19 protein-coding genes and 3 rRNA genes are annotated in these 23,410 nt (G+C 64.8%); 11 read left to right on the top strand and 11 right to left on the bottom strand.

The genetic code is table 11. From position 1 onward, the window contains the following. Positions 1 to 398: 398 nt before the first annotated feature. From ACOZ4I_RS09575 to ACOZ4I_RS09560, 4 genes are all read left to right on the top strand, one after another. Positions 399 to 1,870: ribosomal RNA gene (locus tag ACOZ4I_RS09575) — 16S ribosomal RNA — on the top strand. Between the two features lie 371 nt (positions 1,871 to 2,241). After that, positions 2,242 to 5,166 (top strand): 23S ribosomal RNA (locus ACOZ4I_RS09570). 132 nt (positions 5,167 to 5,298) lie between these two features. Further along, positions 5,299 to 5,421: ribosomal RNA gene (gene rrf / locus ACOZ4I_RS09565) — 5S ribosomal RNA — on the top strand. The 16S, 23S and 5S rRNA genes sit together here, the layout of an rRNA operon. A gap of 309 nt (positions 5,422 to 5,730) precedes the next feature. Further along, entirely contained in the window at positions 5,731 to 6,648 is a 918-nt protein-coding gene (locus ACOZ4I_RS09560) for a PLP-dependent cysteine synthase family protein (RefSeq protein WP_423998904.1), read from the top strand. On the opposite strand, the gene ACOZ4I_RS09555 is transcribed toward ACOZ4I_RS09560, so the two are convergent. The 5 genes from ACOZ4I_RS09555 to cyaB form a co-directional block, all read right to left on the bottom strand. Further along, positions 6,645 to 7,409, bottom strand: a complete 765-nt coding sequence (locus tag ACOZ4I_RS09555) for a helix-turn-helix transcriptional regulator (RefSeq protein ID WP_423998902.1) — start codon at positions 7,407 to 7,409, stop codon at positions 6,645 to 6,647. The two genes, ACOZ4I_RS09560 and ACOZ4I_RS09555, sit on opposite strands and share 4 nt — an antisense overlap. A 217-nt stretch (positions 7,410 to 7,626) precedes the next feature. Beyond that, positions 7,627 to 8,127, bottom strand: coding sequence for a DUF5804 family protein (locus tag ACOZ4I_RS09550; protein ID WP_423998900.1), 501 nt, complete (start codon positions 8,125 to 8,127; stop codon positions 7,627 to 7,629). A gap of 27 nt (positions 8,128 to 8,154) precedes the next feature. Then, positions 8,155 to 9,342 carry a tRNA sulfurtransferase gene (locus ACOZ4I_RS09545; RefSeq protein WP_423998898.1) on the bottom strand — a complete coding sequence of 396 codons (1,188 nt, stop codon included), beginning with the start codon at positions 9,340 to 9,342 and terminating at the stop codon, positions 8,155 to 8,157. A gap of 49 nt (positions 9,343 to 9,391) precedes the next feature. After that, entirely contained in the window at positions 9,392 to 10,594 is a 1,203-nt protein-coding gene (locus ACOZ4I_RS09540) for a methionine adenosyltransferase (RefSeq protein WP_423998896.1), read from the bottom strand. Positions 10,595 to 10,654: 60 nt separating this feature from the next. Continuing rightward, positions 10,655 to 11,197, bottom strand: a complete 543-nt coding sequence (gene cyaB / locus ACOZ4I_RS09535; RefSeq protein WP_423998894.1) for a class IV adenylate cyclase — start codon at positions 11,195 to 11,197, stop codon at positions 10,655 to 10,657. An 80-nt stretch (positions 11,198 to 11,277) separates the two neighbouring features. Between cyaB and ACOZ4I_RS09530 the strand changes: the two genes are divergently transcribed. The 3 genes from ACOZ4I_RS09530 to ACOZ4I_RS09520 all read left to right on the top strand — a co-directional run bounded on the left by ACOZ4I_RS09530 (position 11,278) and on the right by ACOZ4I_RS09520 (position 13,633). Further along, the gene (locus ACOZ4I_RS09530; RefSeq protein ID WP_423998892.1) at positions 11,278 to 12,306 is read left to right on the top strand and encodes a threonine ammonia-lyase; all 1,029 of its coding nucleotides are present in this window, start codon (positions 11,278 to 11,280) and stop codon (positions 12,304 to 12,306) included. 69 nt (positions 12,307 to 12,375) lie between these two features. Beyond that, positions 12,376 to 13,314 carry an FKBP-type peptidyl-prolyl cis-trans isomerase gene (locus ACOZ4I_RS09525; protein WP_423998890.1) on the top strand — a complete coding sequence of 313 codons (939 nt, stop codon included), beginning with the start codon at positions 12,376 to 12,378 and terminating at the stop codon, positions 13,312 to 13,314. Positions 13,315 to 13,447: 133 nt separating this feature from the next. Continuing rightward, positions 13,448 to 13,633, top strand: a complete 186-nt coding sequence (locus tag ACOZ4I_RS09520) for a hypothetical protein (RefSeq protein ID WP_423998888.1) — start codon at positions 13,448 to 13,450, stop codon at positions 13,631 to 13,633. A 34-nt stretch (positions 13,634 to 13,667) separates the two neighbouring features. Here ACOZ4I_RS09520 and ACOZ4I_RS09515 read toward each other — a convergent pair whose 3' ends face one another. Then, positions 13,668 to 14,297 carry an RAD55 family ATPase gene (locus ACOZ4I_RS09515; protein ID WP_162414187.1) on the bottom strand — a complete coding sequence of 210 codons (630 nt, stop codon included), beginning with the start codon at positions 14,295 to 14,297 and terminating at the stop codon, positions 13,668 to 13,670. A gap of 28 nt (positions 14,298 to 14,325) precedes the next feature. Further along, positions 14,326 to 14,955: a MinD/ParA family ATP-binding protein gene (locus tag ACOZ4I_RS09510; protein WP_423998886.1), complete on the bottom strand. Its 630-nt coding sequence runs from the start codon at positions 14,953 to 14,955 to the stop codon at positions 14,326 to 14,328. 226 nt (positions 14,956 to 15,181) lie between these two features. On the opposite strand from ACOZ4I_RS09510, the gene ACOZ4I_RS09505 reads away from it, so the two are divergent. The 4 genes from ACOZ4I_RS09505 to pyrI all read left to right on the top strand — a co-directional run bounded on the left by ACOZ4I_RS09505 (position 15,182) and on the right by pyrI (position 18,810). Further along, positions 15,182 to 16,114, top strand: a complete 933-nt coding sequence (locus tag ACOZ4I_RS09505) for a sugar phosphate isomerase/epimerase family protein (RefSeq protein ID WP_423998884.1) — start codon at positions 15,182 to 15,184, stop codon at positions 16,112 to 16,114. An 81-nt stretch (positions 16,115 to 16,195) separates the two neighbouring features. Beyond that, positions 16,196 to 17,329 carry an FG-GAP repeat domain-containing protein gene (locus tag ACOZ4I_RS09500; RefSeq protein WP_423998882.1) on the top strand — a complete coding sequence of 378 codons (1,134 nt, stop codon included), beginning with the start codon at positions 16,196 to 16,198 and terminating at the stop codon, positions 17,327 to 17,329. 102 nt (positions 17,330 to 17,431) lie between these two features. Next, positions 17,432 to 18,346 carry an aspartate carbamoyltransferase gene (gene pyrB / locus ACOZ4I_RS09495; protein ID WP_423998880.1) on the top strand — a complete coding sequence of 305 codons (915 nt, stop codon included), beginning with the start codon at positions 17,432 to 17,434 and terminating at the stop codon, positions 18,344 to 18,346. Then, on the top strand, positions 18,343 to 18,810 hold the full coding sequence (pyrI, locus tag ACOZ4I_RS09490; RefSeq protein WP_162414182.1) for an aspartate carbamoyltransferase regulatory subunit: 468 nt from the start codon (positions 18,343 to 18,345) through the stop codon (positions 18,808 to 18,810). Before pyrB ends, pyrI begins: the two co-directional genes overlap by 4 nt. Positions 18,811 to 18,832: 22 nt before the next feature. Here the strand turns inward: pyrI and ACOZ4I_RS09485 are convergent, their stop codons facing one another. The 4 genes from ACOZ4I_RS09485 to ACOZ4I_RS09470 all read right to left on the bottom strand — a co-directional run bounded on the left by ACOZ4I_RS09485 (position 18,833) and on the right by ACOZ4I_RS09470 (position 23,405). Next, the gene (locus ACOZ4I_RS09485; protein WP_423998877.1) at positions 18,833 to 20,620 is read right to left on the bottom strand and encodes a PAS domain-containing protein; all 1,788 of its coding nucleotides are present in this window, start codon (positions 20,618 to 20,620) and stop codon (positions 18,833 to 18,835) included. Between the two features lie 114 nt (positions 20,621 to 20,734). Beyond that, positions 20,735 to 21,601 carry a DUF58 domain-containing protein gene (locus tag ACOZ4I_RS09480; RefSeq protein ID WP_423998875.1) on the bottom strand — a complete coding sequence of 289 codons (867 nt, stop codon included), beginning with the start codon at positions 21,599 to 21,601 and terminating at the stop codon, positions 20,735 to 20,737. Then, entirely contained in the window at positions 21,598 to 22,539 is a 942-nt protein-coding gene (locus ACOZ4I_RS09475; RefSeq protein ID WP_423998873.1) for an AAA family ATPase, read from the bottom strand. The genes ACOZ4I_RS09480 and ACOZ4I_RS09475 overlap by 4 nt, the downstream gene beginning before the upstream one ends. Continuing rightward, entirely contained in the window at positions 22,536 to 23,405 is an 870-nt protein-coding gene (locus ACOZ4I_RS09470) for a DUF7502 family protein (RefSeq protein ID WP_424004801.1), read from the bottom strand. Before ACOZ4I_RS09470 ends, ACOZ4I_RS09475 begins: the two co-directional genes overlap by 4 nt. Positions 23,406 to 23,410 lie beyond the last annotated feature (5 nt).

Here is a 23,410-nt window from a genome sequence, read left to right as displayed (position 1 = left end):
TGTCGGCCTGTCACTATCTGGTCGCAGTCTTGCGATTTCGTGTGTGTGGGCATCACGTTACGTATGCGTCGTGTGCAACCAACACAGGGCGGCTGCGAGACGATTCATTTATATGTACCCCACCCATCCGAATGAATGCGAAGGTCGCACCGGGCGGCGTGCCCGGGACGACACAGCCCAATCGGCCACCTGGCCGATCGGGCTACGAGAGTTCGTCGCCTTCCCCGTCTGGGGCTGGCGACTGCTCACCCCATGAGGATTCCACCCCTGCGGTCCGCCGTCAAGATGGAATCTGATGTGAGCCCACGGACCCATGCAGTAGTCACCATCGACGTAGGAATCGATGGGTTAGCTTCCGACGGAGTGCAACCACTTCCGCCGCTGATGTATATCAGCACATTCCGGTTGATCCTGCCGGAGGCCATTGCTATCGGAGTCCGATTTAGCCATGCTAGTCGCACGAGTTCATACTCGTGGCATATAGCTCAGTAACACGTGGCCAAACTACCCTACAGACCGCAATAACCTCGGGAAACTGAGGCTAATAGCGGATACGACTCTCAGACTGGAGTGTCGAGAGTTGGAAACGTTCCGGCGCTGTAGGATGTGGCTGCGGCCGATTAGGTAGATGGTGGGGTAACGGCCCACCATGCCGATAATCGGTACAGGTTGTGAGAGCAAGAGCCTGGAGACGGTATCTGAGACAAGATACCGGGCCCTACGGGGCGCAGCAGGCGCGAAACCTTTACACTGCACGACAGTGCGATAGGGGGACTCCGAGTGCGAGGGCATATAGCCCTCGCTTTTCTGCACCGTAAGGTGGTGCAGGAACAAGGACTGGGCAAGACCGGTGCCAGCCGCCGCGGTAATACCGGCAGTCCAAGTGATGGCCGATATTATTGGGCCTAAAGCGTCCGTAGCCTGCTGTGTAAGTCCATTGGGAAATCGACCAGCTCAACTGGTCGGCGTCCGGTGGAAACTGCACAGCTTGGGGCCGAGAGACTCGACGGGTACGTCCGGGGTAGGAGTGAAATCCTGTAATCCTGGACGGACCACCAATGGCGAAAGCACGTCGAGAGACCGGACCCGACGGTGAGGGACGAAAGCCAGGGTCTCGAACCGGATTAGATACCCGGGTAGTCCTGGCTGTAAACAATGCTCGCTAGGTATGTCACGTGCCATGAGCACGTGATGTGCCGTAGTGAAGACGATAAGCGAGCCGCCTGGGAAGTACGTCCGCAAGGATGAAACTTAAAGGAATTGGCGGGGGAGCACCACAACCGGAGGAGCCTGCGGTTTAATTGGACTCAACGCCGGACATCTCACCGGTCCCGACAGTAGTAATGACGGTCAGGTTGACGACTTTACCCGACGCTACTGAGAGGAGGTGCATGGCCGCCGTCAGCTCGTACCGTGAGGCGTCCTGTTAAGTCAGGCAACGAGCGAGACCCGCATCCGTAGTTGCCAGCAATACCCACGTGGTAGTTGGGTACACTACGGAGACTGCCGCTGCTAAAGCGGAGGAAGGAACGGGCAACGGTAGGTCAGTATGCCCCGAATGGACCGGGCAACACGCGGGCTACAATGGCTCTGACAAAGGGATGCGACGCCGAGAGGCGAAGCTAATCTCGAAACGGAGTCGTAGTTCGGATTGCGGGCTGAAACTCGCCCGCATGAAGCTGGATTCGGTAGTAATCGCGTGTCAGAAGCGCGCGGTGAATTCGTCCCTGCTCCTTGCACACACCGCCCGTCAAAGCACCCGAGTGAGGTCCGGATGAGGCCAGCATGCGCTGGTCGAATCTGGGCTTCGCAAGGGGGCTTAAGTCGTAACAAGGTAGCCGTAGAGGAATCTGCGGCTGGATCACCTCCTACTGACCGGGATTGGGGCTCTGCCCCAACCCACCTTACACTGATTGGTGACCACAAGTCACCGCGAGTCGGCAAGCGCCGACTATTGCATGGGCCCGCTGGGCTCACGAGACCTATCCGAGGCGGATATCCCCTCGCGGGGAGGTCGGGTGCAACTCCCGACAGGTCCGTACCTCGTGCCGGTCCCGAACCGTGCCCCTTAAGTGTGGGACGGCGATGGGATATGGTACGACGACAGATGCACCAAGCCGGGTCAAACCGCGCTTGGGAAGGGTCGATTCGCCCACCACTCCCACCTTGGGGGCGAATATGAAACCGTGTGTACGTGCGATCCAGGCGTCCACTGGACTCGTTCAGTTTAACGAGTCACAATGACGTTGGCTACTATGCCAGCTGGTGGATTGCTCGGCTCAGGCGCTGATGAAGGACGTGCCAAGCTGCGATAAGCCACAGGGAGCCGCACGGAGGCTAAGAACTGTGGATTTCCGAATGAGAATCTCCTCTGCAATTGCTTCGCGCAATGAGGAACCCCGAGAACTGAAACATCTCAGTATCGGGCGGAACAGAAAACGCAACGTGATGTCGTTAGTAACCGCGAGTGAACGCGATACAGCCCAAACCGAAGCCCTCACGGGCAATGTGGTGTCAGGGCTACCACTCATCAGCCGACCGTCTCGACGAAGTCTCTTGGAACAGAGCGTGATACAGGGTGACAACCCCGTACTCGAGACCAGTACGCTGTGCGGTAGTTCCAGAGTAGCGGGGGTTGGATATCCCTCGCGAATGTCGCAGGCATCGACTGCGAAGGCTAAATACGACCTGAGACCGATAGCGAACAAGTAGTGTGAACGAACGCTGCAAAGTACCCTCAGAAGGGAGGCGAAATAGAGCATGAACTCAGCTGGCGATCGAGCGATAGGGCATACAAGGTCCCCTGACGAATGACCGAGACGCGAGTCTCCAGTAAGACTCACGGGAAGCCGATGTTCTATCGTACGTTTTGAAAAACGAGCCAGGGAGTGTGTCTATATGGCAAGTCTAACCGGAGTATCCGGGGAGGCACAGGGAAACCGACATGGCCGCAGGGCTTTGCCCGAGGGCCGCCGTGTTCAAGCGCGGGGAGCCATGTGGACACGACCCGAATCCGGACGATCTACGCGTGGACAAGGTGAAGCGTGCCGAAAGGCACGTGGAAGCCTGTTAGAGTTGGTGTCCTACAATACCCTCTCGTGATCTACGTGTAGGGGTGAAAGGCCCATCGAGTCCGGCAACAGCTGGTTCCAATCGAAACATGTCGAAGCATGACCTCCGCCGAGGTAGTCTGTGAGGTAGAGCGACCGATTGGTGTGACCGCCTCCGAGAGGAGTCGGCACACCTGTCAAACTCCAAACTTACAGACGCCGTTTGACGCGGGGATTCCGGTGCGCGGGGTAAGCCTGTGTACCAGGAGGGGAACAACCCAGAGATAGGTTAAGGTCCCCAAGTGTGGATTAAGTGTAATCCTCTGAAGGTGGTCTCGAGCCCTAGACAGCCGGGAGGTGAGCTTAGAAGCAGCTACCCTCTAAGAAAAGCGTAACAGCTTACCGGCCGAGGTTTGAGGCGCCCAAAATGATCGGGACTCAAATCCACCACCGAGACCTGTCCGTGCCCGTTACAGGGCAATCGAGTAGATTGGCGCTCTCATTGGATGGAAGCAGGGGTGAGAATTCCTGTGGACCGATGAGTGACGAAAATCCTGGCCATAGTAGCAGCGATAGTCGGGTGAGAACCCCGACGGCCTAATGGATAAGGGTTCCTCAGCACTGCTGATCAGCTGAGGGTTAGCCGGTCCTAAGTCTCACCGCAACTCGACTGAGACAAAATGGGAAACGGGTTAATATTCCCGTGCCACCACACAGTGAAACCGACGCCCTGGGGTCGATCACGCCGGGCCTTCGCCCGGTCGAATCGTCAAACTCCGTGGAAGCCGTAATGGCACGAAGCGGACGAACGGCGAGATAGGGAAACGTGATTCAACCTGGGGCCCGTGAAAAGGGAGTGTGGTGTCCGTACCGAGAACCGACACAGGTGTCCATGGCGGCGAAAGCCAAGGCCTGTCGGGAGCAACCGACGTTAGGGAATTCGGCAAGTTAGTCCCGTACGTTCGCAATAAGGGATGCCTGCTCCGGAACGGAGCAGGTCGCAGTGACTCGGAAGCTCGGACTGTCTAGTAACAACATAGGTGACCGCAAATCCGCAAGGACTCGTACGGTCACTGAATCCTGCCCAGTGCGGGTATCTGAACACCTCGTACAAGAGGACGAAGGACCCGTCAACGGCGGGGGTAACTATGACCCTCTTAAGGTAGCGTAGTACCTTGCCGCATCAGTAGCGGCTTGCATGAATGGATTAACCAGAGCTTCACTGTCCCAACGTCGGGCCCGGTGAACTGTACATTCCAGTGCGGAGTCTGGAGACACCCAGGGGGAAGCGAAGACCCTATGGAGCTTTACTGCAGGCTGTCGCTGAGACGTGGTCGCCGATGTGCAGCATAGGTAGGAGTCATTACAGAGGTACCCGCGCTAGCGGGCCACCCAGACATCAGTGAAATACTACCCGTCGGTGACTGCGACTCTCACTCCGGGAGGAGGACACCGATAGCCGGGCAGTTTGACTGGGGCGGTACGCGCTCGAAAAGATATCGAGCGCGCCCTATGGCTATCTCAGCCGGGACAGAGACCCGGCGACGAGTGCAAGAGCAAAAGATAGCCTGACAGTGTTCTTCCCAACGAGGAACGCTGACGCGAAAGCGTGGTCTAGCGAACCAATTAGCCTGCTTGATGCGGGCAATTGATGACAGAAAAGCTACCCTAGGGATAACAGAGTCGTCACTCGCAAGAGCACATATCGACCGAGTGGCTTGCTACCTCGATGTCGGTTCCCTCCATCCTGCCCGTGCAGAAGCGGGCAAGGGTGAGGTTGTTCGCCTATTAAAGGAGGTCGTGAGCTGGGTTTAGACCGTCGTGAGACAGGTCGGCTGCTATCTACTGGGTGTGTCAAGGTGTCTGACGGGAACGACCGTATAGTACGAGAGGAACTACGGTTGGTGGCCACTGGTGTACCGGTTGTTCGAGAGAGCACGTGCCGGGTAGCCACGCCACACGGGGTAAGAGCTGAACGCATCTAAGCTCGAAACCCACCTGGAAAAGAGACACCGCTGAGGTCCCCCGTACAAGACGGGGTCGATAGACTCGGGGTGTGCGCGTCGAGGTAACGAGACGTTAAGCCCACGAGCACTAACAGACCAAGCCATCATTCATACGCACTGTGACTCATTCACCGACGATTTACTCGTCGCTGAACGAGTCCAGGCGCAAACTGGATCGCACGAACACACGGTGGAGACCAACCGAGACTGGTAATCTCGCGGTTCGATTCCGCGACTCGGCGTTAGGCGGCCATAGCGGCGGGGTTGCCTCCCGTACCCATCCCGAACACGGAAGATAAGCCCGCCAGCGTTCCGGCGAGTACTGGAGTGCGCGAGCCTCTGGGAAAACCGGTTCGCCGCCACCATTCATACCTACACGGCCCACAGCACAGCGCGTGCTGTGGGCCGTTTGTCGTTATGCACGCGGAGAGGGATCGCTGTCCGTCAGGGCAGCTCGTTTTTTTATGATACAAGCAGAGAGCGTCGCCACAGGACTCGTCGGTCGTCGCCGATCGGCTGCGGGAAGTGGTCGGCGGACCACGGTAGGCTCCCAGCGACACGCTCGCTGACCTCGGACCGCACCGGAACCGGAAAGAACTGCCGAGGCGCGAGAGCGTGCACAGCCTTTGGGACCTTCAGTAGGCGTTTAAGTCGGGGTCGCGTAGCCGGCGGCGATGAGAGACACCATCCTCGATACGATCGGGTCCCCGCTGGTGTCGGTTCGCGCGCCGGAGGGGGCGACAGTCGCGGCGAAAGTCGAGTCGTTCAATCCCGGTGGGTCGGCCAAGGACAGACCGGCGAAGTACATGATCGAGGCGGCCGAGCAGGACGGTGAACTCGCGGCCGGCGACACGATCGTCGAACCGACGAGTGGCAACACCGGCATCGGGATGGCGATGGTCGGTGCCACGAAGGGATACGACGTGGTGCTGGTGATGCCGTCCTCGAAATCGCCGGAGCGCCGGCAGATCATGAAGGGGTACGGCGCGGAGATCGAACTGGTCGAGGGTGACATTTCGGACGCCAAAGAACGCGCGGACGAACTGTCCGAACGGGACGGCTACGTTCAGTTGCGGCAGTTCGAGAACCCGGCGAACCCGCGGGCCCACTACGAGACGACGGGAGCCGAAGTCCTCGAGCAGGTGGGCGATCGAACCGTCGACGCGCTGGTCGCTGGCGTCGGCACGGGCGGCACCATCACCGGAACCGGGCGACGGCTCCGTGAAGCGTTCCCCGACGTGGAAATCGTCGCGGTCGAGCCAGCGGGCAACGCCGTCCTCTCGGGGATGGAACCGGGGACCGGTGAAGACAGTTTTCAGGGGATGGGCCCGGGGTTCGTGAGCGACAACCTCGACACGGACCTGCTTGACGACGTGCTGACGATCGACCTGGACGCGGCGGAGGACGAGTGTCGCCGCCTCGCGCGCGAGGAGGGAATCTTGGTCGGGCAGTCCTCGGGCGCGTCCAACCTCGCGGCCTACGAGGTCGCCGAGCGCCTCGTCGACGACGGCGTCGACGACCCGCTGGTCGTCACGGTGTTCTGGGACAGCGGCGAGCGGTACATGTCGACCGGAATGTTCGACCGCGACTAGTCGAGCGGTCGCGCGTCTCGCCTGTAGGTCGCGTACTTCTCGCGGGCCCACTCGTTCATCGGTTCGGTGTCGTTGTTGATGGTTCCCTTGATGCCCGTCTCGGTGTAGACGACGATGCCGCTGGCGGCCCCGTCAGTCTTCTCGGCGGTCCAGACTGCGTACGGCATCGGCTTCTCGGTCACGTACAGCGAGACGTTCGATAGGTCTTCGAGCGTGTCGCGTCTGTCGGGGAGCGCGCTGTCGAGGGACTCGGCGACGGCTTCGGTCACCACCAGTTCGACGTCGACGGCTGTGTCGCTCCACAGAGATTCGATGACGTCGACGTAGCGCGGGAGGACCGCCGGGCCGATCCCGCGGAACGACGTGGTTCCCTCGAGGATATCGACGTTTCGCTCGGTCGGTGCGGTCGGTGCCGACGGTGACGTGGTCTCCACGTCTGCACCGTGGAGCACCGACGGGTCGATGTCGACGTCTGGAGGGAGCGTGGAGAGAACAGGGTGAGCGCATTGGAGTGCATCGAGTCGGTCACGAAACCCCTCGTACGCCGCCGTCGCCTGTCGGCCCGCATAGGTGACGACGTATTCGCTACCCGACCGTTCGACGAGATCGGCGTCGCGGAGCGCGCCGACCGCCCGGTCGACGGTTGACCGTGACCGGTCGAGCGAGGCTACGAGTTCGGGTTTCGTTTTCGGTGTTGATAGCGAGGTGAGAAACTCGTACCGCTTCGTGACGACGTCGACCACCGAAGGAACCTGTCCCATGTCCGTATCATATGTTGTCGGTAGCTGATATTGTTCTTGCCGTTCAGTGGCCCATATCCGATGACAGATGGTGATACTCAGGATCCGGGAATGTTCCCGGACCATCGGTATATGCCGTTCGGACGAGTGTCGAGAGATGTGGGCGAGTCGGTCAACGGCAGCCGCCCACGCGGAGTGCCCGGCCGCGGCTGTGCCTCTGACATTCGGGCACTTTTTGTCACGCGCCGAACTCGGACTCGGTCACTCTGACGACGAGGGTGTCGTCCACGTCCCTGAGGTCGTACTCTGGAATCGTCTCACCGGTCCGTGTCAGGAGCATCGGCTCGACCAGGCTGGGCGGTCGGTCCAGCGTGTCGTTCTCGTCGTCCCCCTCTCTCTCGGCTGCGTCGACGACGCCGTACACTTTGAGAAAGCGGCCGGTGTCCTCGGGAGCGATCTCGTCGTCGCGGATGGCGCGCGCGAGGTCGCGCGAGAGCCACTCCGTCTCGCTGATGGAGGGGTCGCGAACGAACGCGGCGTCGGCGAACCGGACGAGATACCAGTTCAGGTCGTTCAACAGCGCCACTGCCGCGCCGAGGCTGACCGTCTCGACGGTGACGGTGTTCTCGAAGGGTTCCTGCAGATCGTAGGTCGCAAGGGCGTTCCGGGCGGTCTCGCGAGAGAGCAGTTCGTAGCGGAGGTTCACGTCCTCGCTCCCGACGAGACAGACCTGCGTCATGGCTCGACCCTCGCCCGCCCCGGAGATTTAGCTTTCGATGGGGACGACGTCGCGCGTTTCGGCGCAGGCGGCCGCCCGGTCGAAGAGGTCGTCGGGTTCGGCGGCCCGGAGCCGGTCGAGCGAGGCGTTCGTCTCGGGATAGGAGGGGGCGACGCGGTTACAGCCCGCGTCGATCGTCGAGTCCTCGAAGGTCCCGATGTCGCGGGCGAGATCGGTGATCTCGGCCTTGTCCGCGGTGAGGTTCGGCCGGTGGACGGGCAGCGTGGTCGCCGCGTCGGTCACCGCGACGTTCGCGCTGGTCTGGCTCGACTTCTGGCCGATCGCTTCTCCGGTGACGATACCGACCGCTTCGTGTTCGTCGGCCACCGTCTCGGCGACGGCGAGCATGAACCGTCGGAGCGCGAGCATCCGGAGTGAGTCGAGCGACTCGGCGAGGTCCGCGACCACGTCGCCCGCGTCGACGACGTGAACAGAGAGGTCGTAGCCGGGCGCGTAGGCAGCGAGCGCCTCGACCGTCGAGAGTGCCCGGGCGCGATGGTCGGGGCCGCCGTAGTCGCCGAGGTCGACGTAGACCGGAATGACGGGCGCGCCGCGTTTCATCAGCTTCCAGGCGGCGACGGGCGAGTCGATGCCGCCGCTGACGAGCGCGACGACGGGACGCTGGGTCCCGAGCGGGAGGCCGCCGGGGCCGCCGCGCTTCTCGCAGAAGACGTACGCCTGGTCGGCGCGGCACTCGACGAACAGTTCGAGGTCGGGGTCGTCGAGGTCGACAGTTGGGGTCTCGCCGAGCGATTCGATGGCGTCCCAGACGGCGGCACCGCCCTCGGACTCGATGTCGGTGCTAGAAAACGGATGCTGGTCGGCCGGGCCGGCCCGGCGGGCGTCCACGGCGAAGGCGCCGCCCTCGTAGCGCTCGCGGGCCGTGGCCGCAAGCGCCGCCTCGATAGCGTCGAGCGTCGGGTCGACGGTGACGACCGGCGAGGCCGAGGCGACGCCGAACGTGTCTGCCGCGGCCGCCGTCACGTCGTCGGGTCGGTCCGTGTGGACGAACAGGCGGTTCCGTCGCTGTTCGATGGTGCCGGACAGGCCGCGTGCGTCGAGCATCGCGGCGAGGTTGTCCGCGAGCCGCGCCTCCATCTTTCGGCGGACCTGCTCGCTCTTGACGCCGAGTTCGCCGTGACGAACGAGGACGGTATCGGCGTCTGGCGGGTGCATGGCACCGAGTTCGCCGGCGGCGAGTAAAGGGATGTCGTCTCGCGGGACGTCAGAACGTCGTGAGGTCGCCGTCAATGACCTGCCGCGTGATGTCGGTCACGCCCGCCAATTCGTCGTCGATGGCCGCCCGGACGTCGTCCTCTACGTCGCCGACCGCGACGCCGTCCTCGGTGACGATAGTCGCGTCCGCGACGTGCGGTTCGTCGATGGGCGAGCCGATCTGCGAGAGCAGGCGCATCTGGACCTGCCGGATGCCGTCGACCTCGCCCGCGACGGACCTGGCGATCTCCGTCGAGAGGAGGTTGTAGATCTTCCCGATGTGGTTGACGGGGTTCTTCCCAGACGTGGCTTCCATGCTCATCGGTCGGTTCGGCGTGATGAGGCCGTTGGCACGGTTCCCGCGGCCGACGGAGCCGTCGTCGCCCTGCTCGGCGCTGGTCCCGGTGGTCGTGAGGTAGATCGACTCGGAGTCGTAGTCGTCGGCCGTGTTGACGTGGACGGTCACGTCGCGGTCAGTGTGCTCGACGGCGAGGTCCGAGACGAAGTCGCGGACACGGTCGACGGCGTCCGTGTAGGCGGCGAGGTCTGGGACGTGCTCGTCGACCATCGCGACGGCGACGGTCACGTCGATGTGGTCACCCTCGCGCTTGCCCATCACTTTCACGTCCTGGCCGACGACCGGGTTGTCGTCGGCGTACTGGCCGGTCAGCTGGCGCTCGGTCTGGAGGACGATCTGCTCGGTCTCCGACAGGGGGGCGTGGCCGACGCCGTAGCTGGTGTCGTTGGCCATCGGGACGGTCCCCTCCTCGCCGAAGACGGTCTGAAGGTCGCCCGACCCCTCGCCGAGTTGTACGTCGACGACGATGTCCGAGCCGAGGTCGAGGTGGGGAAACTGCTCGGCGAGGTAGTCCCGCGCGGCCTGCAGGGCGATGCTCTCGGCGGGGACTCGCTGGCCGTCGTACTCTTTCGTGGCGCGCCCGACGACGAGCAGGTAGATCGGTTCGAGCACTTCGCCGCCGCCGTAGGCGGGCGCGGCCGTGCCGGCGACGAGCTGGGTCTCGTCGGTGTTGTAGTGGAGGACCTTCCCGAACCGGTCGATGTACGTCTGAGCCAGCGCGCGCGAGACGGTCTCGGCGACGCCGTCACAGATGGAGTCGGGGTGGCCGATCCCCTTTCGCTCGACGACTTCGATGTCCTGATCTTCGACTGCGAGGCCGCTCGCGGGCTGGACGTGGATGTTCCGATCGGTCATTACCACGGCCTTCGCTGGGCCGGCTTCTATAACTTACGGGAACAGTTCGGCAGAGAATGATTACTCGCTCGCATCATCGAGCAGCATTCCGAGATACGAGGTCCGCTGCTGGTCGGCCGGGTCGAGGCCGAGGTCGCGGAGCACCTCGTAGGCCCCCTCGCGTGCGGGCTCGATATCGCCGTCCGTCTCCGTCTCGACCTCGACGAAGGTCCCCACGTCGTCGACGGCGTCGAGTGTGACGTCGTAGTCCCGAACCTCAAAGACCCGCCGGTTCTTGCGGACCGTCGCGGCTGGGTCGAACCCGAGATGGGTGACGATGGCGTCGACGCTGTCCCCGTCGGCGACGCCGGTCTCGAACTCCTCGCGGCTCTTCGACTCGGCCTCGAGGAGCGGCCCCTTGTAGGTGATCTTCGCCCTCGTCTCGCCCTTCCTGGTCTCGCGGCGGATCCGAAACGCCTCGTCGGTCTCGGCGAAGTCACGGTGGGGCGCGTCGTAGTACGTGTCCTCCTGAATCACCGTGTCGACGTGCTCTGCGCCCATCTCGTCGAGTCGCTCGGCGACCGCCTCGATGTCGGCCGGCACTTTGACCTCGATCTCGTACATACCGCGCTCGTCGGCCGGGGCGGTGAAAAGCGCTCGCTTCGACCGCGCCCTTTACTGTCCCCGCTCTCCCGAGTAGGGGTATGGCCGGTCGCTACGAACCGATCGAGTCCCCCGACGAGACGACCGTCTTCCCGTACCACGACCTGACGCCGCCGACGGTCGCGACGGTCGCGCGCGCCCGCCGCCGAGTCAGACAGCACCTCCCCCAGACGCCGCTCGTCCGCAGCGAGCCCCTCTCGGATGCCCTCGACGCCGATGTCCTGCTCAAGCGCGAGGACACCCTCCCGACCGGCGCGTTCAAGGTCCGCGGCGGGGTGAACCTCGTCGCGTCGCTCGACGAGGAGTTCCGCGAAGCCGGACTGCTGGCTGCGAGCACGGGCAACCACGGCCAGTCCATCGCCTGGGCCGGCCGGGAGTTCGGCGTGCCCGTGACAATCGGCGTTCCCGAGGGGGCGAACGCCGGCAAGGTCGCGTCGCTGGAACAGCTCGGCGCGGAGGTCATCCAGTACGGCGCGGACTACGACGAGGCTCGCGAACGAGTCGAAGAGTTGGCCGTCGAGCGCGAGGCTCGCTACGTCCACTCCGGGAACGAACCGGCGCTCATCGCCGGCGTCGGCACCGCCGGCCTCGAAATCGTCGACGAGCGACCGGACGTGGACCGCATCTTCTGTCCCGTCGGCGGCGGTTCTTCGGCAGCGGGGTACTGCCTCTCGCTGGGCCAACTGACCGACACCGCCGTCGTCGGCGTGCAGGCCGAGGGCGCGCCGGCGATGTACCGCGCCTGGGACGAGGGGACGCTGGCGGCCCTCGACAGCGTCGACACCATCGCCGAGGGAATCGCGACGCGCGTCCCGTTCGCGCTCACCACCGAAATCCTGCGCGACGGATTGGCCGACTTCCGGCTGGTCTCCGAGGAGGCAATCGAAGACGCCGTCGCCCGCCTGTTCGCGACCGACCGCATCGTCACGGAGGGGGCCTGCGCGACGGCTGTCGCCGGAGCGCTCCAGGCTGGGGCCGACATCCGGGGCGAGACCGTTGTCATCCCCATCTCCGGTCGCAACGTCGACCGCAAGAAGTTCGAGCGCCTGCTCGACAAGAGTGACTACTGACCTGCCATTCGTCTCCGCCGCTGGCCCGGAAACGTTGTCCTTAAGAGTGCCACGACTGACGAACAGGGTATGAGCAACGAGTCCGAGACCGAAGCCGAGGAAGAGGCGGAAGCAGAGACAGAAGAGGGACTGCAGAACGGCGACGTCGTAAAGCTCGCCTACACCGCCCGCACCGTCGAGGAGGGCCAGCTCGTCGACACGACCGACGAAGAGGTCGCGGCCGACGACGGCATCGACACCGACCAGCAGGAGTTCGGCCCGCGAACCATCGTTCTGGGCGAGAACCACATCTTCCCGGACGTCGAGCAGGACATCTACGGGAAGGAAGTCGGTGACGAGGGGACCGTCACCGTCGCCGCCGAAGACGCCTTCGGCGAGTACGACGAAGAGGAGGTCCGCACCGTCTCGAAGGACAAGATCCCCGAGGACGACCGCTACCCCGGCGCGCACGTCGACATCGAGGGCCAGCACGGCCACGTCGAGACGATCATCGGCGGCCGCGCGCGCGTCGACTTCAACCACCCGCTCGCCGGCGAGGACGTCGAGTACGAGTACGAGGTCCTCGAAGAGGTCACGGACCGCGAGGAGAAGGCCCAGGGCATCATCCAGATGATGCTCGACATGGAGCTCGACGTGTGGTTCCAGACCGATTCCGTCGAGGAGGAACAGCTCGTCGAGAGCGAGGACGACGAAGACGAGGAGGACGCGGAGCCCGAGTACGAGACCGTCGAGGTCGAGAAGGAGACGCTGTACATCGAGGCGACGCCCCAGCTGACGATGAACCAGCAGTGGATGATGGGCAAACAGCAGATCGCCCAGCAGCTCACCCAGCTGCTCGACATCGACCGCATCATCGTCCAGGAAGAGATCGGTGGCGGCGGCATGGGTATGCCCGGGATGATGGGCGGCATGGGCGGAGCCGGCGGCGCTGACATCGAGGAAGCGCTGGAAGACGCCGACGTGGACGCCGAAGAGATCGTCGAAGAGATCGAAGGCGCAGAAGAGTAGAGCTACCGCGAGCGGCGCGAGCGGTTTCCCCGGACCGAGCGACAGCGAGATACGTCTTTTTCCAGCAGCGTCCCCGTCCGTGACTGACACCCGCGTGAGCAACCGTTATCCGACCGGCCCGACATCACAACCCATGCGCGCGTCGCTGCTGTACCCGGCTCTGCTCTCGGTCCCGCCCGCTATCGCGATCGGCGTCGGGACGTACGTCCTGACGGCGAGCGTGCTGTTCGGGCTGGGACTGGGACTCGCGGTCGGGGTCGGAATATTCGCGCTGGTGCTCGTCGGGACGGAACTCGGATCGACAAACAGAGAGCCATAGCTCCGCGGGAACGCCCGGACAGGCCGCGACGGAATTACGCGATGTCGCGGCTGGTGTCGATGCTGACCTCTTCGACCAGATTGAGCTTGATGACGTCGGTCGGCGCGCGTCCGCCGCGGAACTTCGGAATCGCGAGGCGGTTCTCGACTTCGTCGCCGTTCGTCGTCGTGTCGAGCTGGAACACCACGTCGGCGAAGTGTTCGGTGGTGTCCCGGAGCGGCGGGACGTCGCGGCCGTCGAGGCAGTGAACGATGGCCAGGCTGCCGGTGTTGACGATGTGGTTCTGGAGGTCGTTCATGAACGCGCGAAAACGCGAGTGGGGCTCCTGGGCCTCCAGTACGTCGAGCGGGTCGACGATGAGGTTCGACGTCTCCGGCAGGGCCGAGACGAGTTTGCCGGCGTTGTCGAGCGGCGCTTCGCCGGAGATGTGCCGGACCGTCGGGTCGCCGGTGTTGGCCGGCGTCTGCTCGATGCTGGCGACGACGGACTCGGCGGTCCGGTCGAGCGAGAGCCACAGGGTCCCGCGCGTGGCGGTGAGTTCGTAGAGAAACAACTCCGCCTGGCTGGCCGGCTGCGCGGAGAGCACGACGATGCTCCCCGCGGGGATCCCCCCGTCGAGTTTCCTGTCGAGGACGTCGATCCCCGTCCGTAGCCGGTTCACCATACCAGTGAGGCGTTACGGACCCATCAGATTAAGTATTCCGCTTGTTGAGAATTTCCGCCGCCGCGAGATACGTGCGTTCGACCGCATCAGACGCCAGCGGAGCCGATACCGATGGAACGTGAACGGTCGGCTCGCACGCCAACAGGGGGGTCGGATCGACTCTCCCGTCGCTGCCGACGAGCACTGCGAGCGCCGGCGGGGCGTCCAGTTCGCGGGCGACAGCCGCCGTCTTCGCGGTGTCGGTGAGGCTCTGCTCCGTCGGCGTGCTGACGAGGACCGTCTGGTCGGCGGCACGGAGTGGGACGGCGGCGTCGGGGCCGGCACCCGCCGGGCAGTCGAGCAACACGGTGCGGTCGCGTCGCGCCAGCGCGTCGAGGGCGGAAGAGATCCCGGGAGTCGACACCCCCTGACAGGGAAGCACGTCGACGCCGCGGAACCGCGGGGATGGCTGGGCCAGTGCCGCCGGGTCGGTGTCGGACCCGCACTCGGCGAGTCCGGGTCTCGGGTCGACGCCGGCACGGAGGTGGAGGTTCGGCATGTCGCGGTCGGTGTCGACGACCAGCGGCCGGACTCCCGTCGCCGTCGCGACCGCTCGTCCGAGCGCGAGCGCTGTCGTGGTCTTGCCACAGCCGCCCTTGCCACCAGCGATTGCGAGCATACCGCGACTGGCCGCGTCTCCGGTCTTGAACGTTCGTCACGACTTGAGGCGGACGGACCATTACATATCTGGGTAGCATCCGTGGAACGATTCACTGTCGTGCCGTTATGCGGTCGCTAGTCGGTGCGCTCTCAGGTTCGCTTCCCTTCAATCTCATGCCGGTGTCCGGGTTCGCCGCCTAGCCTCCACATAACGATACCACTCTCTACCCATGGCGGCATTGTCCATGGATAGCATACCTCAGCGGGCTATCCAGTTGTACAGTGTCCGCTCTCACTCCGCCCCGCTCCCGGACATCCTCCGACGCGTCGACGAGGCCGGCTACGACGGCGTCGAGTTCGCACACCGGTTTCGCGAGGAACCGACGGAGCCCGTCGCCGACGCGCTGGCGGAGACCGGGATCGAACCGGTGGCCGTCCACGCCGACCTCTCGGCTGTCGAGGACGCTGTCGACGGCCAGACGGACCTCATTGAGCGCTGCCGGACGGTCGGCTGTGATTCGATCGTCATCCCCCACGTATCGTCGTCTCACTACCGGAGCCGTGGGTCGGTGCGTTCGCTCGCAGAGCGCCTTCGGGCGGCAGCCGCGGACCTGGCCGACCACGGACTCAACCTCGGATTCCACAACGACAGGAGAACGCTGTGGCCGCTGTTACCGGACGGAAGCCGGGCACTCCTCTCGTCGACCCCGATTCCCGACCGGGCTGCCGATCACGCACAGCGGGCGGCCCGACGGCTCGCGTCGCAGAACCCGTCCGTGGTCCCGAGCGAGACGCCGCTGTGGAACCTCGTCGCTCGCACCGAACCCGAGGAACTCAGTTTCGAGATCGAAGTCGCGGAGGTCCGTGCCGCGGGATTCGACCCGACCGCTGCGCTCTCGCTGGTCGGCGACCGCGCCGAGATGGTACACCTGCGGGACGTCACCCGACCGGACCTCGTCGGTGGGGCCGAGAACGTCCCGCACGGTGAGGGTGCGGTCGGTATGGAACGCGTAGCGGAGGCCGCTGCCGACGCTGGCGTCGACTGGATCGTCTACGAGAACGAACTCGATGCCGCCCCGGAGTCGAAAATCGACGGCGGCGCGGCGCTCCTCGATCGACTGGTCAGTCGGTCCGACGCGCCCCGCGAACGAATCGGCACGCGAACGAGCGGGTCGTGAGCGCCTCGTCCCGGTGCGGCGAACTGGTTACCGTCAATTAATGCGGCTATAACAATACCGTTCGGTCGGGACCCCCGGAGCATGGAGTTCCGGCATCAGGTAATCGACGAGTCGCCGCCGGCGAGTCAGATGAGCTTCTGTCTCACGACCGACCTCACCGGGAGCGGTGTCCCGGACGTCATCGTCGGCGCGCTGGGTACCGAGTACGTCGTCGACCTCCCGCTCATCGGCACGTCGGTCGACCTGTTCTCCGTGTACGGGATGGGGCCGCTGGCGCGACGGTTGCAGACGAACGTCTTCTGGTACGAGAACCCGGGGTGGGAGCGCCACGACGTGGCCCGCGCCCCGGAACTGTCGGTCGGCGGTTCGCTGGGTGACGTGACCGGCAACGGCGGACCCGACCTCGTCGCCGGGCAGAACATCCACCGGCACAAGCTCTGGTGGTTCGAGATCCCGCTCGATCCGCGCGAGACGTGGACACGGCGACTCATCACGGACGATTTCGAGAAGTATCACGACACCGCCGTGGCCGACGTGGACGGCGACGGAGAGAACGAGGTCGTCGGGCTGTCACAGGAGTCCCAGACCGTGTTCTACTACGATATCCCGGACAACCCCCGCCGGGAGCCGTGGCCGGTGGCCAACCGCCACGTCGTCGCCGACGGACTCAACGTCGAGGGCGTGGCCGTCGAGGACGTCGACGGCGACGGCGAGGCTGAAATCGTCGCCGGACCGAACGTCTTCCACCGCACCGACGACGGCTGGGAGCGCGAGCAGATCGCTGAGGGATGGGAATGCACCCGCATCGCCATCGACGACCTCGACGGCGACGGCGAGCCAGAGATCGTCCTCGTCGAAGGTGACGAGCCCTATCTCGACGACCGCCCAGCCCGACTCGGCGTGTTCGACCCGCCGGAGTGGTCGCTGACGCTGCTGCACGACGACCTCTCGAACCCCCACAGCCTGCAGGTGGCCGACCTGGACGGCGACGGGACGCCTGACATCTTCGTCGCCGAAATGGGTCTCGAAGAGGGCCACACCCCGCGGCAGTTCGCGTTCCGCAACGACGGTGCGGGGAACTTCGAGCAGGAACTACTCGGAACGGGAATCGCGACCCACGAAGCGAAGGTCGTCGACCTGGACGGCGACGGCGACCCGGACATCGTCGGCAAGGCCTACACCGAACCGCACGTCGACGTGTGGCAACACAGCTGAGACGGGGCGAACGAACGTCTCTCGCCGCCGCGACTCGTTGGCTCGCCGTCGCCTCCGCGTGTCGGGGGATTCAAGAGCGTCGGGAGCGCGGTACCGAGTGAGATGCGGCACGACCACATCATCAGCGCGAAACAGCTCTCGCGGGGCGACATCGAGACGGTGCTCGACCACGCGGCCGACATCGCCGCTGACCCGGGGGCGTTCGCGGACCGACACACCGACACGCTGCTCGGCATGCTCTTTTTCGAGCCGAGCACCCGGACGAAGATGAGCTTCACGACGGCGATGAAGCGCCTGGGCGGGGACATCGTCGACATGGGCTCGGTCGAGTCCTCGAGTGTCAAGAAGGGCGAGTCGCTGGCCGACACCGTCCGCGTCGTCGAGGGCTACACCGACGCGCTCGTCCTCCGGCACCCGATGGAGGGCTCGGCGAAGATGGCCAGCGAGTTCGTGGACGTCCCGCTCGTCAACGCCGGCGACGGGGCCGGCCAGCACCCGACGCAGACGCTGCTCGACCTCTACACCATCCGGGAGAACGCTGGCTTCGACGACCTGACGATCGGTATCATGGGCGACCTGAAGTACGGCCGGACGGTCCATTCGCTCGCCCACGCGCTCACGACCGTCGACGCCAGACAGCACTTCATCAGCCCGGAGTCGCTGCAACTCCCGCGCTCGGTCCGCTACGACCTCCACGAGGCCGGCGCGGGCGTCCGCGAACACACCGACTTAGACGAGATCCTCCCGGAACTGGACGTGCTCTACGTGACGCGTATCCAGGCCGAGCGCTTCCCTGACGAGAGCGAGTACCGCGAGGTCGCGGGCCAGTACCAGATCGACGCCGGGATGCTCGAAGCGGCCAAAGACGACCTGACCGTGATGCATCCCCTGCCCCGCGTCGACGAGATCGCCCACGACGTCGACGAGACCACGCACGCCCAGTACTTCCAGCAGGCTCACAACGGCGTCCCGGTGCGGATGGCCCTGCTCGACCTGATGCTCGGAGGTAACCAATGAGCGACAACGACCAGCAACTCCGCGTCTCGAAGATCCGAAACGGCACCGTCATCGACCACATCGCCGGCGGACAGGCGCTGAACGTCCTCGCCATCCTCGGCATCGACGGCACCAGCGGGGACTCCGTCTCGGTCGCCATGAACATGCCCTCGGACCGCCTGGGCCACAAGGACGTGGTGAAGGTCGAGGGTCGCGAACTCTCACAGGACGAGGTGGACGTGCTCTCGCTCATCGCCCCCGCGGCGACCATCAACATCATCCGCGACTACGAGGTCGTCGAGAAGCGCCGCGTCGAACGCCCCTCGGTCGTCGTCGGCGTCCTCGAGTGTCCGAACCGCAACTGCATCACCACGGAGGACGAGCCCGTCGACTCGCGGTTCGCCGTCGGCGACGACGGCGTCCGCTGTGAGTACTGCGACACCATCATCCGCGACGACCTGCCGGCACACATTCTCGCCGAGTGAGCGCCGACCGCGACTGCGCTGATTACGCGACGGTCTCGACGCCGGTGAACTCGAACCGCGCACCGCCGGCGTCGCTTTCGCCGAGGGTGACGGTCCAGCCGTGTGCGCGAACGATCTGTCGGATGCTGACCATCCCGAAGCCGGTCCCGTCTTCTTTCGTCGAGAAGCCGGGCTTGAACACCTCGTCGGTGGCCCCGTCGGGGAACCCCTCGCCGGTGTCCTCGTAGTAGAACCCGTCCGACAGCGTCCCGATACGTATCTCTGCGTCCGGTCCGCCGTGTTCGAGCGTGTTCCTGACGAGGTTCTCGGCCAGTCGGGCCAGCGCTTGCTCGTCGGCGACCACCTTGCGTGAATCGACGACGTCTATCGACCGCGACACGGTGTCGAACTGGTCAAGCGACCGAAAGGGGGCCGCGAAATCGACCGACTTCGGTTCGGTCACCAGTTCCTGTTGACGCATGACGTTCGAGAGGTCGTCTATCAACTCGTCGAGCCGCGTCGCAGATTGCTTCGCCTCCGATAACCGATCCATCTCACCGGTCTGCAACGCCAGTTCGATGTTGCCGCGAATGGCCGACAGCGGGTTCTTGAGATCGTGTGAAACGACCTCCGCGAACTCGCTGAGCCACTCGATCTGGTCCTCCATCTCGTTGCGGTGTGCGATGAGTTCGGTCACGTCGCGCTGGAATCCGACGAAGTGCGTCACGGTTCCGCTGTCGTCCTCGATCGGAGCGATTTCGAGGAAATTCCAGAACGGGGTGCCGTCGGCGGTGTAGTTCAGCACTGTCGTCGATATCGTCTCCTCGTCGGCGATGGCGTCTCGAATCGAGGCGACCGTCTCGGGGTCGGTTCCCTCGCCCTGCAGGAACCGACAGTTCCGACCGAGGATCGCGTCCCGGTCGTAGCCGGTGAGCGACTCGAACCCGTCGTTTACGTAGATGATAGGGTTATCGTCTCGGTGTGGGTCCGTAATCGTCACCCCGACAGAGGCGGCGTCCAGAGCCCGCGTCTTGAGCGCCGCCTCGCCAGACGGCTCGGGGTCCTCGGTGACGCGCTGGACGAGACAGACGTGGCCACCGTCGCTCGTCGGCGTCAGGACGAGCCGTTCGTGGACGGGGTCTCCGGCCTTCGTCAGCCCCGTGGCGACGCCGCTCCACGATCCACGCTCGTCGAGTTCGGGGAGGACCTCGTCCGTGAACCGGTCGATCTCCCGGGCGGGATACAGCATCTTCCAGTGTTCGCCGATTATCTCAGATCGGTCTCGGTCGTAGATCGCCGCGTAGGCGTCGTTCAGGTACTGATAGATGCCGTTCTCGTCGATAATCCCGATCCCTTCCTGTGCCGATTCGATGGCTCGAAACCCCCGCTGGACCTGCTGTTCCGCCCGATGTTTCTCGACGAGGTTCTCGATCTTGTTCGCGAGAATGGTGTACTTCTCCGAGCCCCCTTTCTGGAGGTACTCGTCGACGCCCGCCGAGATCGCCCGGCTCGCGATCTCCTCGCTCCCCTTGCCGGTGAAGAGGATGAACGGAACCGTGACGCCCGCGTCTCGCATCTCGTCCAGCACCGCCAGGCCATCGCTTGACGGCATATCGTAATCACAGACGACGCAGTCGTACGCGCCGTCGATGGCCTCGGTGAGTCCGGTCGTCGGCTCAGTCACCGTCGTCGTCTCCGCGTCCGTAAGCTCCTGTTCCAGGAAGGTGGCGGAGAGATCGACCAGGTCCGCGTCGTCGTCGATCAGCAGGACCGACAACCGCTGGTCGTGCATCCCGAACGGAGCCACATCGCCCAGTGGAGACGGGGGCATGACACATACCATGGTAGTGGTAGACTTAAACGTCACACCTAGGCCGATGCTGGGTGCCGCTCGCTGTGAGCGGCTCTGCGCTCGGCCGCCCCAGTCACTGGACCGCCGCCAGTCTCACTTGAGCCAGACGCTCGCAAAGGAGTCGAAGTAGTCCGCGCCGGTGTCGACGAGGACGTGGTCCGCGCCGAGCGCCGTGACGCGGTTCGACACCGAGTCGATGTGCGCGTCGAGACGTGACTGGTAGGTCTCGGCGAGCGACCCGCTGAAGTACGACCGCCGCGTCCGGTCGCTCTCCGGGTCTGCGAACAGCACGTCACCGACGACGCCGGGGTCCCGCTCCGTCGGCGCGACGACGCGGACGAGCAACACGTCGACGTCGTTCCTCGCGAGGGCGGCGACGCCCGACTCGATGACTTCCGGGTCTGCCAGATAGTCGCTGAAGACGACGACGAGCGACCGCGAGCGGATCCGCTGGGCGTACCCTTCGAGGGCCGACTCGAAGTCCGCCGACCCCTCCGGCGCGACCTCGTTCAGCTGGTCGATGAGCGCGAGGAGTTCGCCGCGGTTCGACCGGCCGGTATCGATGCGGTTCACGCGGTCGAGGAAGGTTCCATAGCGGAAGTCGTTGTTCTCCTCGGCGGTGAGGTAGGCGAAGCCGAGTGCGAGCTTGGCCGCGTACTCGAACTTGTGGGTCTCGTCCTCGCCGTAGTCCATCGACGCGCTCGTGTCGACGAGCAGGTGGACGGTCAGGCTCCGTTCTTCCTCGTACTGCTTGATGAAGTACTCCTCCGTCCGGGCGAACAGCTTCCAGTCGATGAGCCGCGTGTCGTCGCCCGGCGAGTACCGCCGGTAGTCGCTGAACGTCAGCCCTTCGCCGACGCGGGGCGACTGCTGGTCGCCCTGCCGGAGCGACGTGGTCTGGCGGTTCAGCGCCGCGTCGAATCGGCCGAGTTCGTCGAGGAAGTCTGGTTCGATGGTCATTCCAGCAGCGAGGCGACGAGGTCGTCGGGCGTCAGTCCCTCGCGCTCGGCCCGGAAGTCGACGATGATCCGGTGGCGGAGGACGGGCGCGGCCAGCGCCTCGATGTCCTCGCCCGTGACGTGCGAGCGGCCCCGCAGGAACGCCCGCGCCTTCGCAGTCAGCACGAGCGCCATGCTCGCGCGCGGACTGGCCCCGAACTCGATGTCGTCGGCCTCGCGGGTCCGCCGGACCAGTTGGACGGCCCGGTCCCGCAGGTCGTCGGCGATGGGCATCTCGCGGACCAGTTGCTGAATCTCCTGAATTTCCGTCCGCGTGAGCGAGCGCTCGACGGGGACCTGCTCTTTCCCCGAGGTGAACATCTCGACGATGGAGCGCTCCTCCTCGTAGTCCGGGTAGTCGACGAGAATCTTCAGCATGAAGCGGTCGGTCTGGGCCTCCGGCAGCGCGTAGGTCCCCGACTGGTCGATGGGGTTCTGCGTCGCCAGGATGAAGAAGGGGCGGGGCAGTTCGTAGGTCTCGCCGGCGGCCGTCACCTGCTTCTCCTGCATCGCTTCCAGCAGGGCGGCCTGGGTCTTCGGCGTCGCGCGGTTGATCTCGTCGGCCAGCACGACGTTCGCGAACACCGGTCCCTTCTCGAAGACGAACTCCCGGCCGGTGTCAGTCTCGCGGATGATCTCGGTCCCGGTGATGTCGGAGGGCATCAGGTCCGGCGTGTTCTGGATGCGCGAGAACTGGAGATCCGTCACCTCCGCGACGGTGCGGACCATCGTCGTCTTCCCCAGTCCGGGGTTCGATTCAAGGAGGGCGTTGCCGTCCGCGAGGATGCAGACGAGCAACTGTTCTAGGACCTCCTCCTGGCCGACGATTCGCGTGGCAATCTGTTCGCGGGCGGCCTCGATCTTTCGCTGTAGGGCGTCGATGTCTTGCTGTGGCGTCATGGATCGGTGTCTGAGTCGTCTTGGTCTCGTATCCTGAGATTGTACTCGCGGATGAGTTCCGCGTCCTCCACTTCCTCGGGAGCGGCGTACCCGGCCTGCTGGCTGTCGACGGCCCCGCTCCCGCTGCCCGGACCGCCGTCGCCGGTCGACGGGAACTGCTCGCTGCTGTCGATCTCCTCGTCGCCGCCCGTCGACTCGATCTCGGCGGTGAGGTTCTCGTCGCCGGCCTGCACGTCTTCGGACTCTCCCAGCACCGCGTCGCCGTCTTCGAGCCCCTCGTACTCGCTGGGTCGGTCGGACGGCGAACCGTCGTCGGTCGGACCCGCTCCGCCGAGCAGGTCGAGATCGACAACGGCCACCTGGACCGTCGCCAGGCTCAACGCGACCACGACGACGAGCGTCACGAGCAGCCGTCGGGTGTCGACCAGCGCGACCCCGGAGCTCTGCCGGAGGCGGTCGAGCACGTCCTCGTAGAGTCGGGCCGCCATGCGCGTGTCGGCCCCGTCGTCGACGGCGTCGCGGGCAGTCCGGAGCGCCTCCGCCACGCCGGGATTCGCCGCCTCGAACTGCTCGACGAGGGGGCGACGGACGCGGTAGCCGTACTCGCCGACGAACGCCAGCAACCCGACGACCGCCGCGACGACGGCGCTCCCCGGCAGCGTCACCCGGGGGACCGACCGGCCGACGGCCTGCGCGATGGGATCAGTCACCGACGCCGGGACGGCCACCTGCGTGGGCAGTTCCGCCGGCTGGAGGACGGCCAACAGGACGTTCACCGCCAGGAAGAGCAACACCGCGTCGACCACGGCGTAGATGAGCGCCGCCTTCTTGCCCTCGCTCCTGACCTCGTCGAGCGCGCTCGCCATCCGCC

The sequence above is a fragment of the Haloarcula salina genome (genome assembly GCF_049603855.1).
In the GTDB taxonomy this organism is placed as follows: domain Archaea; phylum Halobacteriota; class Halobacteria; order Halobacteriales; family Haloarculaceae; genus Haloarcula; species Haloarcula salina_A.
The sequence above is the reverse complement of the archived record's forward strand: the minus strand, read 5'-3'. Positions and strand labels throughout refer to the sequence as shown.

Bases quoted from the DNA above. Each gene is read 5' to 3' on its own strand.
- ACOZ4I_RS09475 (WP_423998873.1), bottom strand. From the start codon at position 22,539: ATGACGCCACAGCAAGACATCGACGCCCTACAGCGAAAGATCGAGGCC.
- ACOZ4I_RS09480 (WP_423998875.1), bottom strand. From the start codon at position 21,601: ATGACCATCGAACCAGACTTCCTCGACGAACTCGGCCGATTCGACGCG.
- ACOZ4I_RS09530 (WP_423998892.1), top strand. From the start codon at position 11,278: ATGGCCGGTCGCTACGAACCGATCGAGTCCCCCGACGAGACGACCGTC.
- ACOZ4I_RS09485 (WP_423998877.1), bottom strand. From the start codon at position 20,620: ATGCCCCCGTCTCCACTGGGCGATGTGGCTCCGTTCGGGATGCACGAC.
- ACOZ4I_RS09545 (WP_423998898.1), bottom strand. From the start codon at position 9,342: ATGCACCCGCCAGACGCCGATACCGTCCTCGTTCGTCACGGCGAACTC.
- ACOZ4I_RS09500 (WP_423998882.1), top strand. From the start codon at position 16,196: ATGGAGTTCCGGCATCAGGTAATCGACGAGTCGCCGCCGGCGAGTCAG.
- ACOZ4I_RS09525 (WP_423998890.1), top strand. From the start codon at position 12,376: ATGAGCAACGAGTCCGAGACCGAAGCCGAGGAAGAGGCGGAAGCAGAG.
- ACOZ4I_RS09470 (WP_424004801.1), bottom strand. From the start codon at position 23,405: ATGGCGAGCGCGCTCGACGAGGTCAGGAGCGAGGGCAAGAAGGCGGCG.
- cyaB (WP_423998894.1), bottom strand. From the start codon at position 11,197: ATGTACGAGATCGAGGTCAAAGTGCCGGCCGACATCGAGGCGGTCGCC.
- ACOZ4I_RS09505 (WP_423998884.1), top strand. From the start codon at position 15,182: ATGGATAGCATACCTCAGCGGGCTATCCAGTTGTACAGTGTCCGCTCT.
- pyrB (WP_423998880.1), top strand. From the start codon at position 17,432: ATGCGGCACGACCACATCATCAGCGCGAAACAGCTCTCGCGGGGCGAC.
- ACOZ4I_RS09550 (WP_423998900.1), bottom strand. From the start codon at position 8,127: ATGACGCAGGTCTGTCTCGTCGGGAGCGAGGACGTGAACCTCCGCTAC.
- ACOZ4I_RS09540 (WP_423998896.1), bottom strand. From the start codon at position 10,594: ATGACCGATCGGAACATCCACGTCCAGCCCGCGAGCGGCCTCGCAGTC.
- ACOZ4I_RS09510 (WP_423998886.1), bottom strand. From the start codon at position 14,955: ATGCTCGCAATCGCTGGTGGCAAGGGCGGCTGTGGCAAGACCACGACA.
- ACOZ4I_RS09520 (WP_423998888.1), top strand. From the start codon at position 13,448: ATGCGCGCGTCGCTGCTGTACCCGGCTCTGCTCTCGGTCCCGCCCGCT.
- pyrI (WP_162414182.1), top strand. From the start codon at position 18,343: ATGAGCGACAACGACCAGCAACTCCGCGTCTCGAAGATCCGAAACGGC.
- ACOZ4I_RS09555 (WP_423998902.1), bottom strand. From the start codon at position 7,409: ATGGGACAGGTTCCTTCGGTGGTCGACGTCGTCACGAAGCGGTACGAG.
- ACOZ4I_RS09560 (WP_423998904.1), top strand. From the start codon at position 5,731: ATGAGAGACACCATCCTCGATACGATCGGGTCCCCGCTGGTGTCGGTT.
- ACOZ4I_RS09515 (WP_162414187.1), bottom strand. From the start codon at position 14,297: ATGGTGAACCGGCTACGGACGGGGATCGACGTCCTCGACAGGAAACTC.